Here is a 14,745-nt window from a genome sequence, read left to right as displayed (position 1 = left end):
TCCGAGTTCTGACGACTTGGAAGTTGTTTTATTTTGCAGTGCAAAATCTATTCCGACGCGGTATGCGTCCTGCGGACGGCCTGGACGGTCCAGGACCGCGTTTGGGAAGAGATCGCACCGCATGACCGAGAGCCTTCAGGATATTGCCCGTCGTCTGGTCGCCCCCGGAAAGGGCATCCTCGCGGCCGACGAAAGCTCGAGCACGATCAAGAAGCGGTTCGATTCCATCGGGCTGGAATCGACGGCGGACAACCGCCGCGACTATCGCGAAATGCTGTTCTCGGCCGAGACGGCGATGCGCGAACACATCTCCGGCGTCATCCTGTTCGATGAGACCATCCGCCAGTCGGCCCGCGACGGCCGGCCGCTGGTGCAGCTGATCCAGGCCAACAACTCGATCCCCGGCATCAAGGTCGACATGGGCGCCAAGCCCCTCGCCCTCTACCCCGGCGAAACCATCACCGAGGGCCTCGACGGCCTGCGCGAGCGCCTGGTCGAGTACCACAAGCTCGGCGCCCGCTTCGCGAAGTGGCGCGCGGTCATCACCATCGGCGCCGGCCTGCCGACGCCCGGCGCGATCTCGGCCAACGCCCATGCGCTCGCCCGCTATGCGGCGCTCTGCCAGGAGAACGGCATCGTCCCGATCGTCGAGCCGGAAGTCCTGATGGACAATCCGAACGCCACCCACACGATCGAGACCTGCCAGAAGGTGACCGAGGCGACGCTCGCTTCCGTGTTCGAGGAGCTGGAACGCGCCCGCGTCGACCTGACCGGCATGATCCTGAAGCCGAACATGGTCGTTCCCGGCAAGGACAGCGGCCAGAACGCCTCGACGACGGAAGTCGCCGAGCGCACCGTTGCCGCCTTCCACGCCACCGTCCCGACCAGCGTGCCCGGCATCGCCTTCCTGTCGGGCGGCCAGTCCGACGTGCTGGCCACCGAGCATCTGTCTCGGATCAACCAGATCCCGGACCGTCCGTGGGCGATCACCTTCTCCTACGGCCGCGCGCTGCAGGCGGCCGCCCTCAAGGCATGGGGCGGCAAGCGCGAGAACATCGCCGCCGGCCAGGCCGCGTTCCTGCACCGCAGCCGCATGAACGGCCTCGCCGCGCTCGGCCAGTGGACGCCGGAACTGGAGCGCGAGATCGCCTGACGCCACGCGTCGACGGAGGCAAGGAGTCCATCGTGACGGACGCTTGCGTTAGGGACTTTCTATCCTCTGTCAAATCACGTTAAACCTTGATCGACGGAATGCGGCGCGGCTTGCTGTCGCCGCATTCCGGAGCAAGAACTGGCACTCTCGAACCGGACTTGGCGCATCGCTTCGGCCAGCGGAAATCGCTGGGCCAGGATGCGCGAAGGCGAAACGAGACGCAGCGTGATCCGGCGGAGAACGATGGCAAGAGACTTCGACCCTTACAAACTTGCCAGCCCGCAGGTCTATCTGTGGCGGATGATCATCTTCCTGGTCATCGCCGCCTTCGTCGCGCTGATCCTCTATCGCCAGGTCTATACGTCCTTCCTCGCCAACCCGGCCCTGAACGGCGTCATCATCGGCGTGCTGTTCATCGGCATTCTGCTGGCCTTCCGGCAGGTGATCCGCATCTTCCCGGAAATCCGCTGGGTCAACGGCTTCCGCAATTCCGACCGCTCGATCGAGCTGGAGCGCGCCCCGGTGCTGCTCGCGCCGATGGCGGCGATCCTGGGCGACCGCCTCGGCCGCATGTCGATCTCGACCCAGACGATGCGCTCGGTGCTCGATTCGATCCTGATGCGCCTGGACGAGGATCGCGACACGTCGCGCTATCTGGCGGGCCTGCTGATCTTCCTCGGCCTTCTCGGCACCTTCTGGGGCCTGCTCGAGACCGTCGGCGCCGTCGCCGACGCCATTCGCGGCCTCAACATCGGCGCCGGCGACAGCACGGTGATCTTCGAGGACCTGAAGGCTGGCCTGGAGGGCCCGCTGACCGGCATGGGCACGGCGTTCTCGTCCTCGCTGTTCGGCCTCGCCGGCTCGCTGATCCTCGGCTTCCTCGACCTGCAGGCCGGGCAGGCGCAGAACAAGTTCTATACCGAGCTGGAAGACTGGCTCTCCACCGTCACCGATCTCGACCCGAGCATGCTCGACGTGCGCGAAGGCGCCACCTCGGGCGAGGATCTCCGCGTCGCCATCGAACGGCTGGCGGCCGCCGTGCATGAAGGCGGCGGCGCCGGCGCCGGCGGCTCGACGCAGCGCGCGACCGCGGCGATGGCCAACCTCGCCGAGGGCATCCAGGGCCTGGTCCAGCACATGCGCAGCGAACAGCAGGTGGTGCGCGGCTGGGTCGAGCAGCAGGCGGACCAGCAGCGCGAGATGCAGCAGCTGCTTGAAGTGATCGCCAGGGCCCTCAAGCAACCGGCCGGAGAATAAGCGTGGCCGCCCGTGCCCGCCGCCGCGAGGCCAGGAGCGATGTCTGGCCGGCGTTTGTCGACGTGCTGTCGAACCTGCTGCTCGTCTTCATCTTCCTGCTGTCAATCTTCGCGCTGCTGCAGTTCCTGCAGAGCCGCGAGATCACTGGCAAGGACACGGTGCTGAACCGGCTGAATGGCCAGATCGCCGAGTTGACCGAATTGCTCGCGATGGAGCGCGCCGGCAAGCAGGACGTCGCCGACCAGCTCGCCAATCTGCAGGCGAGCCTCGCCTCCGCCGAGGCGGAACGCGACCGCCTGAAGGGCGCCGCCGACAGCTCGACCGCCGCCGCCGGCTCGGCCGAGGGCCAGATCGCCATCATCACCAAGGCGCTCGAGAACGAGAAGGTCGTCAGCCAGAAGGCGCTGTCGCAGGTCGAGATCCTCAACCAGCAGATCGCGGCGCTGCGCCGCCAGATCGGCGCGCTCGAAGAAGCGCTGGGCGCCTCGGAGAAGCGCGATACCGAAAGCCAGACCAAGATCGCCGACCTCGGCCGCCGGCTGAACGTGGCGCTGGCGCAGCGCGTGCAGGAACTGTCGCGCTATCGCTCCGACTTCTTCGGCCGCCTGCGCGAGATCCTCGGCAACCGGCCCGACATCACCATCGTCGGCGACCGCTTCGTCTTCCAGTCGGAAGTGCTGTTCCCGTCCGGCTCGGACGAGATCAACGAAGAGGGCCGGGTCGAGATGACCAAGCTCGCCGACGCGCTCAAGGTGCTGGAAGGCGAGATCCCGCCCGAGATCGCCTGGGTGCTGCGCGTCGACGGCCATACCGACGCGCGTCCGCTTTCCGGCTCCGGTCGTTTCCGCAACAACTGGGAACTGTCCTCGGCCCGCGCCATCGCGGTGGTGCGCTTCCTGGTCGATCAGGGCGTGCAGCCGATCCATCTGGTCGCCGCCGGCTTCGGCGAGTTCCAGCCCTTGGTCCAGGGCAATGACGACGCCGCCTATGCCCGCAATCGCCGCATCGAGCTGAAGCTGACCGAAAGGTAGTTTGCCCTCGCGACTGGACGAGGTTTGCCGCACTGCCCTCCGCTCCGCCGTCATTCTCGCGGAGGCGAGGTTCCATGCAGCATGAGCCTCGGCGCATGGACCTCCCAATCCCGCGGCTGGATGGATCCCGGGTCAAGCCCGGGATGACGTCGAGTCTAGGTCGGAGGGCAGAGAGCAATTGTCGACATGACGGCATGCGCCCTTTTGTTCGCCTGCCAGACCCAATTCCCGTCATCCTGAGGAGGCCTGTGAAGCAGGCCGTCTCGAAGGACGCACTTCGGAATTGCAGGGCGCTTGGCCATGAGCGCCCTGCATCCTTCGGCACGCCCCTTCGGGCTCCTCGGTGATGAGGGCTGCACGCTACATCCCGAACTGAGCTGAGGACGCCTCGCCGCCGCCTGAGGTCAGGCGGCGTCTTCGCGGAACTGCAGCCGCGCCAGCCGGGCATAGAGGCCGCCGAGCCGCACGAGGGAATCGTGCGTCCCCTCCTCGACGATCGCGCCGCCATCCATGACGAGGATGCGGTCGGCGCTCAGGATGGTCGCGAGCCGGTGGGCGATGACGATCGTCGTGCGGCCTTCCATCAGCTGGTCGAGCGCCGACTGCACCGCCACCTCGCTCTCGGCGTCGAGGGCCGAGGTCGCTTCGTCGAGCAGCAGGATCGGCGCGTCCTTCAGGATGGCGCGGGCGATGGCGATGCGCTGGCGCTGGCCGCCCGATAGCGTCACGCCGCGCTCGCCGAGTTCGGTCGCATAGCCGGCCGGCAGACTGGCGAGGAAGCCGTCCGCATGGGCGGAGACGGCGGCGCGCTCGACCGCGGCGCTGTCTGCGCCGGGCCGGCCGATGGCGATGTTCTCGGCGGCGCTCGCGGCGAAGACGACCGTATCCTGCGGCACGATGGCGATGTGGCTGCGCAGCGCCACCGGATCGAGTTCGCGGATGTCGACGCCGTCCAGCGTCACGCGGCCATGCTGCGGATCGTAGAAGCGCAGGATCAGGTTGAAGAGCGTGCTCTTGCCGGCGCCGGAGGGGCCGACGACGGCCACGCGCTCGCCGGGCTCGACCCGGAAGCCGATATGGCGGATGGCAGCGCCGCGACCACCCTCGGGATAGGCGAAGCCGACATCCTCGAAGGCAAGGCCGCCGCGAACCGGCTCGGCCAGATGCTTCGGCCGGGCGGGGGCGGCGATCGACGGCTTTTCCGCCAGGATCTCGGCCAACCGCTCGGCCGCGCCGGTGGCGTTGGAGATATCGCCCCAGACCTGCGAAAGCTCGCCGAGTGCGCCGGCGGCGATCACCGCGTAGATCAGGAACTGGCCGAGCGTACCCGGCGTCATCCGGCCGGCGAGCACGTCCTGCGCGCCCCACCAGAGCACCGCCACCATGCTGGCGAAGACCATGAAGATGCCGAAACCGGTCAGCGCCGCGCGCGCCACCGTCGAATTGCGCGCGGCGACGAAGGCGCCCTCGACACTGTCGGCGAATCGGCGCGCCACCGTCGCCTCGGCGGTGAAGGCCTGGACGATGCGGATGGCGCCGATGCTCTCCGACGCATAGGCCGAGGCATCCGCCAGCATGTCCTGCGCCTTGCGCGAGCGCAGCCGCACCCGGCGACCGAAGCCGACCAGCGGCAGCACGACGATCGGCAGCGCGATCAGCACCATGCCCGACAGTTTCGGGCTGGTGACGATCATCATCGTCACGCCGCCGAGGAACATCACCAGGTTACGCAGCGCGATCGAGATGTTGGCGCCGGCGACCGCCTTGATCTGGGTGGTGTCGGCGGTCAGCCGCGAGGCGATCTCGCCGGACCGGTTGCGGTCGAAGAAGTCGATGCCAAGGGCCGCCAGATGGCGGAAAACATCGGCGCGCAGATCGGCGACGACGCGCTCCCCCAGCCAGGTTACGAAATAGAAGCGCAGGCTGGAAGCGGCGGCGAGCACGGCGACGACGCCGATCAGCGCCATGAAATAGACGTTGATGGTGCCGGCGCTGTCGGCGGTGAAGCCGTGGTCGATCATGCGGCGGACGGCGAGCGGCACGGTCAGCGTCGCCAACGCCGCCATCACGAGCGCGAGGATTGCGCCCACCAGTTGCGGCTTGCGGCGCAGCACATAGGGAAGCAGCATCGCCAGCGGCCGCAGCGAGCGGCGCCCCCCCTTGGGAGCGTCGGCGGCGGCCGCAGAGTCAGAAACTCCAGAAGCGCGCGCGGCGGCGCTCGGTATCGCGTCTCGGTCCGCCATCGGCTCCCGTCTCAATCCTTCGCGGAGGCGATCGCCTCGATGGCGCCTAGATGCACCGATGGCGGCGGTGTTTCAAGCTAAGCCGCCTCTTGTGCCGGCCGGAACGCTGGGCTATATCGTCGCCCCACAGGACGGCCCGTCGCAAGCAGCCGTTTTCCCCATTGATCAGGACGGCGCTGCCGCTTCGGCGGGCGACGACCATGCGGTCCAACGGACCGAGCCGCGAGGACCAGACAATGAAGAATGGCATTCATCCCGATTATCACACGATCAAGGTCGTGATGACGAACGGCACCGAGTATCTGACCAAGTCCACCTATGGTGAAGAAGGCGCGGTCATGAACCTCGACATCGACCCGACGACCCACCCGGCCTGGACCGGCGGCACGCAGACCCTGCTCGATCGCGGCGGTCGCGTCTCGCGCTTCAACAACAAGTTCAAGGGCTTCATCGGCGGCTAATTCGCCCTCGAAGCACGACGTTTCGAAAAGCCCGGCCTCTGGCCGGGCTTTTTGTTTGTCCGAAGGAAACCGGTCGCCACAAGTCGCGCACGCGCCAGCAAGGACCCGGCAGCGCCGCTTCCGCGCGCCGCCGGCCCGTCCGATCTGTCAGGGAGCGTCCGAAGAGGGGCTATTCGCCACCGGCGCCAAAGGCGCGCGCCAATTGGCCGAGCTGGCGGCTGACGGGATTTTCCGCCGGCTCCTCGGCCTGGGCGGCATTGTACATGGCGTCATCGAGGCGGATGACGCGCTCCTGCAACCGCACCGAATGCTCGATCAGCTCGCGCAGGCGCAGCGGCAGCTCGGCCCAGTTCGGGCCCTCGGTCTGCGTGCCGAAGCCGCGCAGTCGCACCTTGGCCTTCTCCGCGCCGGCCTGCTCGAAGGTCATCTCGCCCTCGTTGACGGCGCGCTGCAGCAGCAACCACGACGCGATCTGCATCAGCCGCGTGGTCAAGCGCATCGATTCGGTCGCGTAGGTCAGCGAGGCGGCGCGGGCGAGATCGCGCGATTCGGCGCGGCCGTCACCGTCGAGATAAGCCGCCGTCTCCTCGACGAGCAGCATCCCTTCCCGGAAAAGTCCGCGGAAAGTATCAGAAAACGCGAAGCGCCTGCCGAAAACGACCGGCGCGTTGCTCTGCCCAGGGCTATCGTCTGTCATGAGGCCATTCCATTGCGCAGCCGCGCTCGTCCATCAAGATGCGAACGGGGCGCAAGTCTTCGGCGATTTTGCCGCCAGCCGGCACGGAAGTCAAAGAATGAGCCGTGCGCAACGGCCTCCTGACGCCAGGGAATCGGCCGCTGTGACAAAGGAGCACGCCCGCGGCGGGCGCGGGGACGCCGGGCCTTCGCAATGGCTTGCCAGGTCCTCGCGCTAGCTCTTGAAGAAGGACGAGGCGGCGGCGCGCGAAGCGGTCTTGGCAGTGATCGCCTCGCGGAGCCGGCCGATTTCCGCCTCCAGCAGTGCGATCCGATCGGTGAGCTCGTCGATCGAGAGTCGGCCGAGATCCTCGCCGATCCGGTGGGGAACCGGCTTTTCCACCGGCGCGTCGTCGAAGAGAGCCATGATGCGCTCCATCTCGTTTTCAGGTCCCGTCTGGGCCAAAGATAGCAAGATCGAATCCGCCTTTGCCAGCCAGGGGCGTCGAAGCCGCAGGAGAGCCCGATGAACGCCTTGCCCGAAACCATGACCGCGATGGCAATCTCCGAGCCCGGCGGGCCGGACGTGCTGCAGCCGACGCGGCGCCCGCTGCCGCATCCCTTCGAACATGAAATCCTGATCCAGGTAGCGGCGGCCGGCGTCAATCGGCCGGATGTCGCGCAGCGCCAGGGCCACTACCCGCCGCCCAAGGGCGCCTCCGACCTGCCGGGGCTGGAAGTCGCCGGCCATGTGTTGGCGCTCGGCCGCAACGCCAGCCGCTTCAAGATCGGCGACGCGGTGACGGCGCTCGTCGCCGGCGGCGGCTACGCCGAATATGTCGCCGTCAACGAGACCAACGCGCTCCCCGTTCCGAAGGGCCTCAGCCTGGTCGAGGCGGCCGCCCTGCCCGAGACCTTCTTCACCGTCTGGCACAATGTGTTCGAGCGCTGTGGCCTGAAGGCCGGCGACGTCTTCCTGGTCCATGGCGGCACCTCCGGCATCGGCACCACGGCGATCCAGCTGGCGAAGGCGTTCGGCGCCACCGTGCTGGCGACGGCCGGCTCGCCGGAAAAATGCGCCGCCTGCGTCGAACTCGGCGCCAGCCGGGCGATCGACTACCACCTGGAGGATTTCGTCGCCGCGGTGAAGGAAGCGACAGACGACCATGGCGCCGACGTCATCCTCGACATGGTGGGCGGCGACTATATCGAGCGCAACTTCGACGCGGCCGCCTTCGATGGTCATATCGGCCAGATCGCCTTCCTGAACGGCGCCATCGCCGACGTCAATTTCACCCGCCTTCTGGCCAAGCGGCTGACGCTTACCGGCTCGACGCTGCGGCCCCGCACGGTCGCCTTCAAGGCGGGAATCGCCAGCGCGCTGCATGAGAAGGTCTGGCCGCTGATCGAGCGGCGCGAGGTATTGCCGCGCATCGACGCCACCTTCCCGCTCGCCCAGGCGGCGGAAGCCCATCGCCGGATGGAGAGTTCGGGCCATATCGGCAAGATCGTGCTGACGCTCTGAGCGCTGCTCCCGGCCCGAAGGCGCGCTATATGCGTGTCCGATGAAACCATGGCGCGCGAAAGCCGTTGCACTTTCGGGCGGGGAGGATGTTTCGGCGCATACCGCAGCGTAACACCACCCCTTCCTGCCGAGAGCCGCTGGATAGAGGCTGAATTCTCAGGCTCCGGCCACCAAGATCAGCCTCGATGCAGTAGAATTCGAGACCGTCCGAAACGTAACCCATTGTTTCCTCTTCGTGGAATGGGTCGATTCGATGTAAGATTGCAGCTGTCGGTGCAGCACGCACCCCGGAGGACAACATGCAACGCCAAAATACTTGGGTCTGGGTCGTCGTCGTCATCATCGTCCTGGTGATCGCCTATTTCTGGTGGAAGTCGCGCACGCCTGTCGCGCCGCCGGCTCCCACCACCACCGAGCAATCGGCACCGGCCCCTGCTCCGGCCGCTCCGGCGGAAGCTCCGAAGCCGGCTGAACCGGCCAAGCCCGCAGAGCCGGCCACGCCTGCCCCGGCAACGCCTGCTCCGGCTGCTCCGGCAACGCCGGAGCCCGCCACCCCGGCTCCCGCGACGCCGGCACCGGCCGAACCGGCCAAGCCCGCCCCGTAGGCGCGCCGCAGGGATCGTCTGGCTGCCGGATGCGCCCGCATCCGGCAGCCGCTCGTCCGGGTGGCGATGGAGGGGCCGCGACTGGCCGTGCGCCCGCGGGCGTGAACAAGCATTGTTTGCGTCGTCGAGGGCGCCGGTCTATATATCGGGCCATCCCCGTCATTCAGACGATTGCTCTGCTCCTCCGGCCGACCACCGGGAGAGCGACCAGGAGAGAATTATGTCGACTATCCCGCTGATGCCGAAGGCAACCGCCGTCTGGCTCGTCGAGAATACCTCTCTCGGCTTCGACCAGATCGCCGATTTCTGCAAGCTGCACCCGCTCGAGGTGAAGGCGATCGCGGATGGCGAGGCAGCGCAGACCATCAAGGGACTCGATCCGATCACCACCGGCCAGCTGACGCGCGAGGAAATCGACCGCGCCCAGAAGGATTCGAAGTATCGGCTGAAGATGGCCGAGACGCGCGTCCGCGTGCCGGTGCAGAAGCGCAAGGGTCCGCGCTACACCCCTGTGTCGCGCCGTCAGGATCGTCCGAACGCCATCCTCTGGCTGCTGCGCAACCATCCGGAACTGAAGGACGCGGCGATCATGCGCCTGGTCGGCACCACCAAGCCGACGATCGATTCGATCCGTGACCGCAGCCACTGGAATTCCGCCAGCCTGACGCCGTCCGATCCAGTCATGCTCGGCCTCTGCTCGCAGATCGATCTTGACTTCGAAGTCGAGAAAGCCGCCAAGAACGCGCCGCCGCGCGAGCCGGGCGCCGAGGGCGAGACGCTGCTGCCGACCGAGGAGACGACCGCGGCCGACGCGCTCGCCTCGGCTGCACTGCGCTCCTATCGCCACGAGGAGACCAGCAAGGACGAGCTCGACGCCGACGCCGTCTTCGCCAAGCTGAAGTCGCTGAAGGGGCCGGTCGACGAGGACGACGAGGATTGAGGCTGGCGCGAAAGCGCCTCCCCGGCCGCCGCGCCCGGACGACTCGGACAGCAGGCCCCGCCATCGGCGGGGCCTTTTTCGTGCGATCCGGCCGGATCCGCCCAATGTCGTGATGACCCGCCGCGACTCGGTCGCGAAGAATTGCACCCGGCCGCCGATTCTGTTTGAATTCAGCGTGTCGTCGCCGGCCGAATTCGGATCCGATGTCCGCAATCGCAGGCAGAAATGACACGCCAGGCCGGCCAGGGCGAGATTTTACCTTGTTTTGGCAGTGCTTCGCTTTGACATGGCCTCGCCCCATCTGCTAAGAGAGCCACCACAAATGGGACGGTGTTGATCGGCGGCTTCTGTCGCCCGGCGTCGTCTCTCCCGAGATTTCATCCGGACCGGATCAAGATAGGACGCTCCCGCGTGCAGGTACTCGTTCGCGACAACAACGTCGATCAGGCGCTCAAGGCTCTCAAGAAGAAGATGCAGCGTGAAGGCATCTTCCGCGAGATGAAGCTTCGCAACTTCTATGAGAAGCCCTCCGAGAAGAAGGCTCGCGAGAAGGCGGAAGCCGTCCGTCGCGCTCGCAAGCTGGCCCGCAAGCGCGCCCAGCGCGAAGGCGGCCTCGTTGCGGCTCCCAAGCCGAAGCGCTGATACGCTAAGGCGGTGACGGCCCGGGCTGTCCCGCCCTGCTTTCGCCTATCTTACGCTTGAAGTTCCAAGGTAACGAGCTCGTTCATTCGGGCTCGTTTCCTTTTGTTGTCTAGCGCCCGCTCGATCGCCATGGGCGCCCATTCGGAGCAACGTCCATGCTGGCGCAGCATCGCCTTTCGCTCGCGGGCCCGTTCTCGAACGGCGCGACCAGGCCGACGCGGACGCTGCTGCTCGGTTCGATCCTCGGCGCTCTGGCGCTGGCCGGCTGCCAGACCGCCTCGAACGTCCACGACTTCGACGACGTCGACCGCGCCATGGGCTCCGAGGCCAATATCTCGTCGCTCTCCGCCGTCGTGAACCAGAACCCGAGCGACGCCTCGGGCTACAATGTTCGTGGCACGGCGCTCGGCCGAGCCGGCCGCTACGATCAGGCGCTGGCCGACTTCAACCGTGCGATCGAGATCAATCCAGGCTTCTACCAGGCCTATTCGAACCGCGCCCTCGTGCAGCGCAAGCTGAACCAGAACGGCCAGGCCCTCAGCGACTACAATCGCTCGATCGAGATCAATCCGAGCTACAACGAAGCCTATGTCGGCCGCGGCAACCTCTATCGCTCGCAGGGCCAGATCGACCTGGCGCTCGCCGATTTCTCGAAGGCGATCGAACTCGAGCCGACGGATCCGAAGGCCTACAACAACCGCGCGCTGATCTACCAGGGCCAGGGCCGCCACGACGACGCCATCGCCGACTTCACCGCGTCGATGACCTATGTGCCGAACGCCCCTGCCCCGCATCTCGGCCGCGGCCTGTCCTACCTCGCCACCGGCGACTACAAGGCGGCCCTCGACGACTTCAACGCCGTCGTCCGCCGTGACAAGGACAATTACCAGGGCTGGACCAACCAGGGCCTGGCGCTGGAGAAACTCGGCGAGCGCGACGCGGCCTTCGCGGCCTTCAATCGCGCCCACACGCTCAATCCCGGCTACGCGCCGGCCCGCGACGGCATGCGCCGCACCGCGCCCGGCACCAGCAGCTGACATTCTCCAGACGCGCCCCCGCGGGCGTCCTGAAGCTCGCCGGGCGCCTCATCCTCCGTCGCCATCCGGCTTTTCCTTGAAGGGCTTCAACCGAAGCCGGGTCAGGTGATCCGAGGGCGCCGCCGATTCGTCGAAGACGTCGGTGCCGCGCCGATAGTTCCCCGGCCATTTCTGTCGCCGCTCCGGCGAATCGGGATCCTTCAACGCTGCCTGGAACCCTCTGCGGCGCGCGAGCCATTCATCGATATAGGCGGCCAGTTCCGGCTCGTCGGAAAGCCGGCGCTTCTCCGGCTCGAAGTTTTCCAATTCGCCGCGCTTCACCGGAAAGACCTGGCACAGCGGCTGCCCCTTCTTGAAGCGCACGGCGAAATTCGGACGCGTCAGTTGCCAGTTCATCGAGATGATGGTGGTGGCCCAGTCCATCTCCACGATGCCGGCGAGCGGCGCCACGCCGTCGATCGGGTTGTTCGGCGGCGCCTGGACGTAGAGGTCATAGCCCGGCTCGGTGCGGAACACCGCCGGCAATTTGTAGGTGACGATCCCGCTCCCGAAGAAGCTCAGGATCTGGCCGTTCGAATCCTCGTCCTCGAGGATGGCCACGCCGTCCTTGTGGCCGCCGCCGTTCCAGATCGCGGTGAAACTGACCGGCGAGAAGATCTCCCAGCCGTGCATATTGGCCATCAGCAGCGGCAGGCAGCCATAGGCGTAACGTTCGAAATACGCGTCCATCCACGCGCGATTCGGGCGCGCCGGCCGGATGTCCAGTTCGTGGCCATCCATGACATAGGCGATGAGCTTCATGCTGGCCGATCATTTTCGCCAAGTTCACCCCCCGATGGCCTGGGGCCACCGGGTTCGACACAATCCGGCCCGTCACGGCGACGGGCCGTGTGTCCCGTGCTAGGTCGGCGACCAGATCACCGGCGACGTAAGGGCCACGATCGGGCCGATCTTGGAACGCTTGATAAGGACAGGCGGAACATAGGTCTTGCGGTCGGACATCAGTAGAGCCCCGTTGCTTGTGAATCGCCCCCGCAGCGAGACTGAACAATTGATTCCGCAGCGTCAATCCAAGTTCGGCAATGACGCCGTCTTCCCGTCTTCAGACCTCCGGCGCGGACGGCTGCATATCCAGCACTAGGAGGATCTCGTCGTGGAAGACGCCGTCGACGAAAAGAGCGCGCGGCAGCCGGCCGATCTGGCGGAAGCCGAGGCTCTCATAAAGCGCGAGTGCGAAGCGATTGCCGACCGTTACCCCCGCCTCCATCACCAGCGCATGCTGGCTCGCATGGCCGATGACCGCCTCGACCAGCCGACGCGCAAGGCCGCGCCCGCGCTGCTCCGTCGCGACGAAGACGCCCCAGAGCAGGCCACGATGGCGGCGCTTGGGGCCCGACTGTGCGTGGAAGCCGGCCATGCCGACCATCGCCCCGTCCTCGAACGCAGCGAAGACGGCGCTGGCGCCCGCGAGTCGCGCCAGCAGCGCGGCCTCGGAGAGCGCCGAGTCCTCCTCATAGCTGGAGCCGAACGCCGTCGGCGTATCCAGCAGCGCCCGAAGACGCAGCGCGCGAAAGCCCTCGACATCCCCGGCCTGGAGCCGGCGGACCGTCACGTCGGAACCCATCGGTTCTCCCCTCTCCCATGATCCCGCGCAGGGAACGGATGTTCCGGGCGCCACGCAAGCCCCCCCCGGCGACGGGAAAGTCCCCGGAAACAAAAAGGCCGCCCCAGAGGCGGCCTCCTCGTATTCCTTGGCCGGCCGGCGGTCAGTCGAGCGACTTGACGATGCTTTCGACCATCTTCTTCGCGTCGGCGAAGAGCATCATCGTGTTGTCCTTGAAGAACAGCTCGTTCTCGACGCCGGCATAGCCGGAACCCATGCCGCGCTTGATGAACAGCACCGTGCCGGCCTTCTCGACGTCGAGGATCGGCATGCCGAAGATCGGCGAGGTCGGGTCGGTCTTGGCGGCCGGGTTGGTGACGTCGTTGGCGCCGATGACGAAGGCGACGTCGGCCTGGGCGAACTCCGAATTAATGTCCTCGAGCTCGAAGACCTCGTCATACGGCACGTTCGCCTCGGCCAGCAGCACGTTCATGTGGCCCGGCATGCGGCCCGCCACCGGATGGATGGCATACTTGACCTCGACGCCTTCCGCCTTGAGCTTGTCGGCCATTTCGCGCAGCGCGTGCTGCGCCTGCGCCACCGCCATGCCGTAGCCCGGCACGATGATGACCTTGGAGGCGTTCTTCATGATGAAGGCGGCGTCCTCGGCCGAACCCTGCTTGACCGGACGCTGCTCGACCGCGCCGCCCGAAGCCGCTCCCGCCGTCTCGCCACCGAAGCCGCCGAGGATGACGGAGATGAACGAGCGGTTCATGCCCTTGCACATGATGTAGGACAGGATCGCGCCCGACGAGCCGACCAGCGCGCCGGTGATGATCAGCGCGGTGTTGCCGAGCGTGAAGCCGATGCCGGCCGCGGCCCAGCCCGAATAGGAGTTCAGCATCGACACGACGACGGGCATGTCGGCGCCGCCGATCGGGATGATGATCAGGCCGCCGAGCACCAGCGAGACCAGCACGATCAGCCAGAAGACCAGGTGGCTCTCGGTGAAGACGAGCGCGACGATCAGCACCACCAGCAGGATGGCGAGGCCGGCGTTCATCAGATGTCGGGCCGGCAGCAGGATCGGCTTGCCCGACATGTTGCCGTTGAGCTTGGCGAAGGCGATGACCGAGCCGGTGAAGGTGATCGCACCGATCGCGACGCCGAGCGACATCTCGACCAGCGCCTGGCCGTGGATGTGGCCGATGTCGCCAATGCCGAAGGCGGCGGGCGCATAGAGGGCGGCGGCGGCCACCATCACGGCGGCGAGGCCGACCAGCGAGTGGAAGGCGGCGACCAGCTGCGGCATCGCCGTCATGGCGATGCGGCGGGCGATGACGGCGCCGACGCCGCCGCCGATGGCGAGGCCGAGGATGATCATGCCCCAGGCGGAGGCGCTCTTCGGCGCGGCGAGCACGAGGGTCGTGACGATCGCGATCCCCATGCCGACCATGCCGTAGAGATTGCCCTGGCGCGAGGTGGCCGGGCTGGAGAGGCCCCGGAGCGCCATGATGAACAGGACGCCGGAGACGAGGTAGAGCAGCGCCGTGATATTTGCGGTTGTCATCGG

At 66.8% G+C, this 14,745-nt stretch carries 15 protein-coding genes; 9 read left to right on the top strand and 6 right to left on the bottom strand.

Features of this window, described 5'->3' with window-relative positions:
• The first annotated feature begins 121 nt into the window (after positions 1-121).
• The 3 genes from WFK98_RS20975 to WFK98_RS20965 all read left to right on the top strand — a co-directional run bounded on the left by WFK98_RS20975 (position 122) and on the right by WFK98_RS20965 (position 3,441).
• The gene (locus WFK98_RS20975; protein WP_266340234.1) at positions 122-1,153 is read left to right on the top strand and encodes a class I fructose-bisphosphate aldolase; all 1,032 of its coding nucleotides are present in this window, start codon (positions 122-124) and stop codon (positions 1,151-1,153) included.
• Between the two features lie 243 nt (positions 1,154-1,396).
• Entirely contained in the window at positions 1,397-2,410 is a 1,014-nt protein-coding gene (locus tag WFK98_RS20970) for a flagellar motor protein MotA (RefSeq protein ID WP_266340233.1), read from the top strand.
• 2 nt (positions 2,411-2,412) lie between these two features.
• Positions 2,413-3,441: a peptidoglycan -binding protein gene (locus WFK98_RS20965; RefSeq protein WP_266340232.1), complete on the top strand. Its 1,029-nt coding sequence runs from the start codon at positions 2,413-2,415 to the stop codon at positions 3,439-3,441.
• Positions 3,442-3,845: 404 nt separating this feature from the next.
• Here the strand turns inward: WFK98_RS20965 and WFK98_RS20960 are convergent, their stop codons facing one another.
• Positions 3,846-5,684, bottom strand: a complete 1,839-nt coding sequence (locus WFK98_RS20960) for an ABC transporter transmembrane domain-containing protein (protein WP_336801609.1) — start codon at positions 5,682-5,684, stop codon at positions 3,846-3,848.
• A 236-nt stretch (positions 5,685-5,920) separates the two neighbouring features.
• Between WFK98_RS20960 and rpmE the strand changes: the two genes are divergently transcribed.
• Positions 5,921-6,145: a 50S ribosomal protein L31 gene (gene rpmE / locus WFK98_RS20955; RefSeq protein ID WP_266340230.1), complete on the top strand. Its 225-nt coding sequence runs from the start codon at positions 5,921-5,923 to the stop codon at positions 6,143-6,145.
• Between the two features lie 169 nt (positions 6,146-6,314).
• On the opposite strand, the gene rcdA is transcribed toward rpmE, so the two are convergent.
• Positions 6,315-6,842 (bottom strand): protease adaptor protein RcdA, encoded by a 528-nt coding sequence (gene rcdA / locus WFK98_RS20950; protein ID WP_266340229.1) that lies wholly within the window; start codon positions 6,840-6,842, stop codon positions 6,315-6,317.
• A gap of 213 nt (positions 6,843-7,055) precedes the next feature.
• Positions 7,056-7,247, bottom strand: coding sequence for a DUF1192 domain-containing protein (locus WFK98_RS20945; protein WP_266340228.1), 192 nt, complete (start codon positions 7,245-7,247; stop codon positions 7,056-7,058).
• A gap of 99 nt (positions 7,248-7,346) precedes the next feature.
• Between WFK98_RS20945 and WFK98_RS20940 the strand changes: the two genes are divergently transcribed.
• From WFK98_RS20940 to WFK98_RS20920, 5 genes are all read left to right on the top strand, one after another.
• Entirely contained in the window at positions 7,347-8,345 is a 999-nt protein-coding gene (locus WFK98_RS20940; RefSeq protein WP_336801608.1) for an NAD(P)H-quinone oxidoreductase, read from the top strand.
• A gap of 299 nt (positions 8,346-8,644) precedes the next feature.
• Entirely contained in the window at positions 8,645-8,950 is a 306-nt protein-coding gene (locus WFK98_RS20935; protein ID WP_266340226.1) for a hypothetical protein, read from the top strand.
• Between the two features lie 220 nt (positions 8,951-9,170).
• The gene (locus tag WFK98_RS20930) at positions 9,171-9,890 is read left to right on the top strand and encodes a DUF1013 domain-containing protein (protein WP_266340225.1); all 720 of its coding nucleotides are present in this window, start codon (positions 9,171-9,173) and stop codon (positions 9,888-9,890) included.
• Between the two features lie 411 nt (positions 9,891-10,301).
• Entirely contained in the window at positions 10,302-10,532 is a 231-nt protein-coding gene (gene rpsU, locus WFK98_RS20925; protein WP_201400796.1) for a 30S ribosomal protein S21, read from the top strand.
• 155 nt (positions 10,533-10,687) lie between these two features.
• Positions 10,688-11,569 (top strand): tetratricopeptide repeat protein, encoded by an 882-nt coding sequence (locus WFK98_RS20920; protein ID WP_336801607.1) that lies wholly within the window; start codon positions 10,688-10,690, stop codon positions 11,567-11,569.
• 48 nt (positions 11,570-11,617) lie between these two features.
• On the opposite strand, the gene WFK98_RS20915 is transcribed toward WFK98_RS20920, so the two are convergent.
• The 3 genes from WFK98_RS20915 to WFK98_RS20905 form a co-directional block, all read right to left on the bottom strand.
• Complete coding sequence (locus WFK98_RS20915; protein ID WP_336801606.1) at positions 11,618-12,370, bottom strand: DUF6065 family protein; 753 nt, start codon at positions 12,368-12,370, stop codon at positions 11,618-11,620.
• Positions 12,371-12,671: 301 nt separating this feature from the next.
• Positions 12,672-13,193 carry a GNAT family N-acetyltransferase gene (locus WFK98_RS20910; protein ID WP_336801605.1) on the bottom strand — a complete coding sequence of 174 codons (522 nt, stop codon included), beginning with the start codon at positions 13,191-13,193 and terminating at the stop codon, positions 12,672-12,674.
• 142 nt (positions 13,194-13,335) lie between these two features.
• Positions 13,336-14,742, bottom strand: coding sequence for an NAD(P)(+) transhydrogenase (Re/Si-specific) subunit beta (locus WFK98_RS20905; protein ID WP_266340221.1), 1,407 nt, complete (start codon positions 14,740-14,742; stop codon positions 13,336-13,338).
• Positions 14,743-14,745: the final 3 nt, after the last annotated feature.

It is taken from the genome of Kaistia sp. MMO-174 (genome assembly GCF_037147815.1).
Classification (GTDB): domain Bacteria; phylum Pseudomonadota; class Alphaproteobacteria; order Rhizobiales; family Kaistiaceae; genus Kaistia; species Kaistia nematophila.
Note: the sequence above shows the minus strand (reverse complement) of the source record. Positions and strands in the feature narration are given on the sequence as shown.

Excerpts from the sequence above, each read along its gene's own strand:
- WFK98_RS20920 (WP_336801607.1), top strand. The coding sequence starts at position 10,688 with ATGCTGGCGCAGCATCGCCTTTCGCTCGCGGGCCCGTTCTCGAACGGC.
- WFK98_RS20935 (WP_266340226.1), top strand. The coding sequence starts at position 8,645 with ATGCAACGCCAAAATACTTGGGTCTGGGTCGTCGTCGTCATCATCGTC.
- WFK98_RS20940 (WP_336801608.1), top strand. The coding sequence starts at position 7,347 with ATGAACGCCTTGCCCGAAACCATGACCGCGATGGCAATCTCCGAGCCC.
- WFK98_RS20930 (WP_266340225.1), top strand. The coding sequence starts at position 9,171 with ATGTCGACTATCCCGCTGATGCCGAAGGCAACCGCCGTCTGGCTCGTC.
- WFK98_RS20910 (WP_336801605.1), bottom strand. The coding sequence starts at position 13,193 with ATGGGTTCCGACGTGACGGTCCGCCGGCTCCAGGCCGGGGATGTCGAG.
- WFK98_RS20905 (WP_266340221.1), bottom strand. The coding sequence starts at position 14,742 with ATGACAACCGCAAATATCACGGCGCTGCTCTACCTCGTCTCCGGCGTC.
- rpmE (WP_266340230.1), top strand. The coding sequence starts at position 5,921 with ATGAAGAATGGCATTCATCCCGATTATCACACGATCAAGGTCGTGATG.
- WFK98_RS20975 (WP_266340234.1), top strand. The coding sequence starts at position 122 with ATGACCGAGAGCCTTCAGGATATTGCCCGTCGTCTGGTCGCCCCCGGA.
- WFK98_RS20915 (WP_336801606.1), bottom strand. The coding sequence starts at position 12,370 with ATGAAGCTCATCGCCTATGTCATGGATGGCCACGAACTGGACATCCGG.
- WFK98_RS20970 (WP_266340233.1), top strand. The coding sequence starts at position 1,397 with ATGGCAAGAGACTTCGACCCTTACAAACTTGCCAGCCCGCAGGTCTAT.
- rcdA (WP_266340229.1), bottom strand. The coding sequence starts at position 6,842 with ATGACAGACGATAGCCCTGGGCAGAGCAACGCGCCGGTCGTTTTCGGC.
- WFK98_RS20945 (WP_266340228.1), bottom strand. The coding sequence starts at position 7,247 with ATGGCTCTCTTCGACGACGCGCCGGTGGAAAAGCCGGTTCCCCACCGG.
- WFK98_RS20960 (WP_336801609.1), bottom strand. The coding sequence starts at position 5,684 with ATGGCGGACCGAGACGCGATACCGAGCGCCGCCGCGCGCGCTTCTGGA.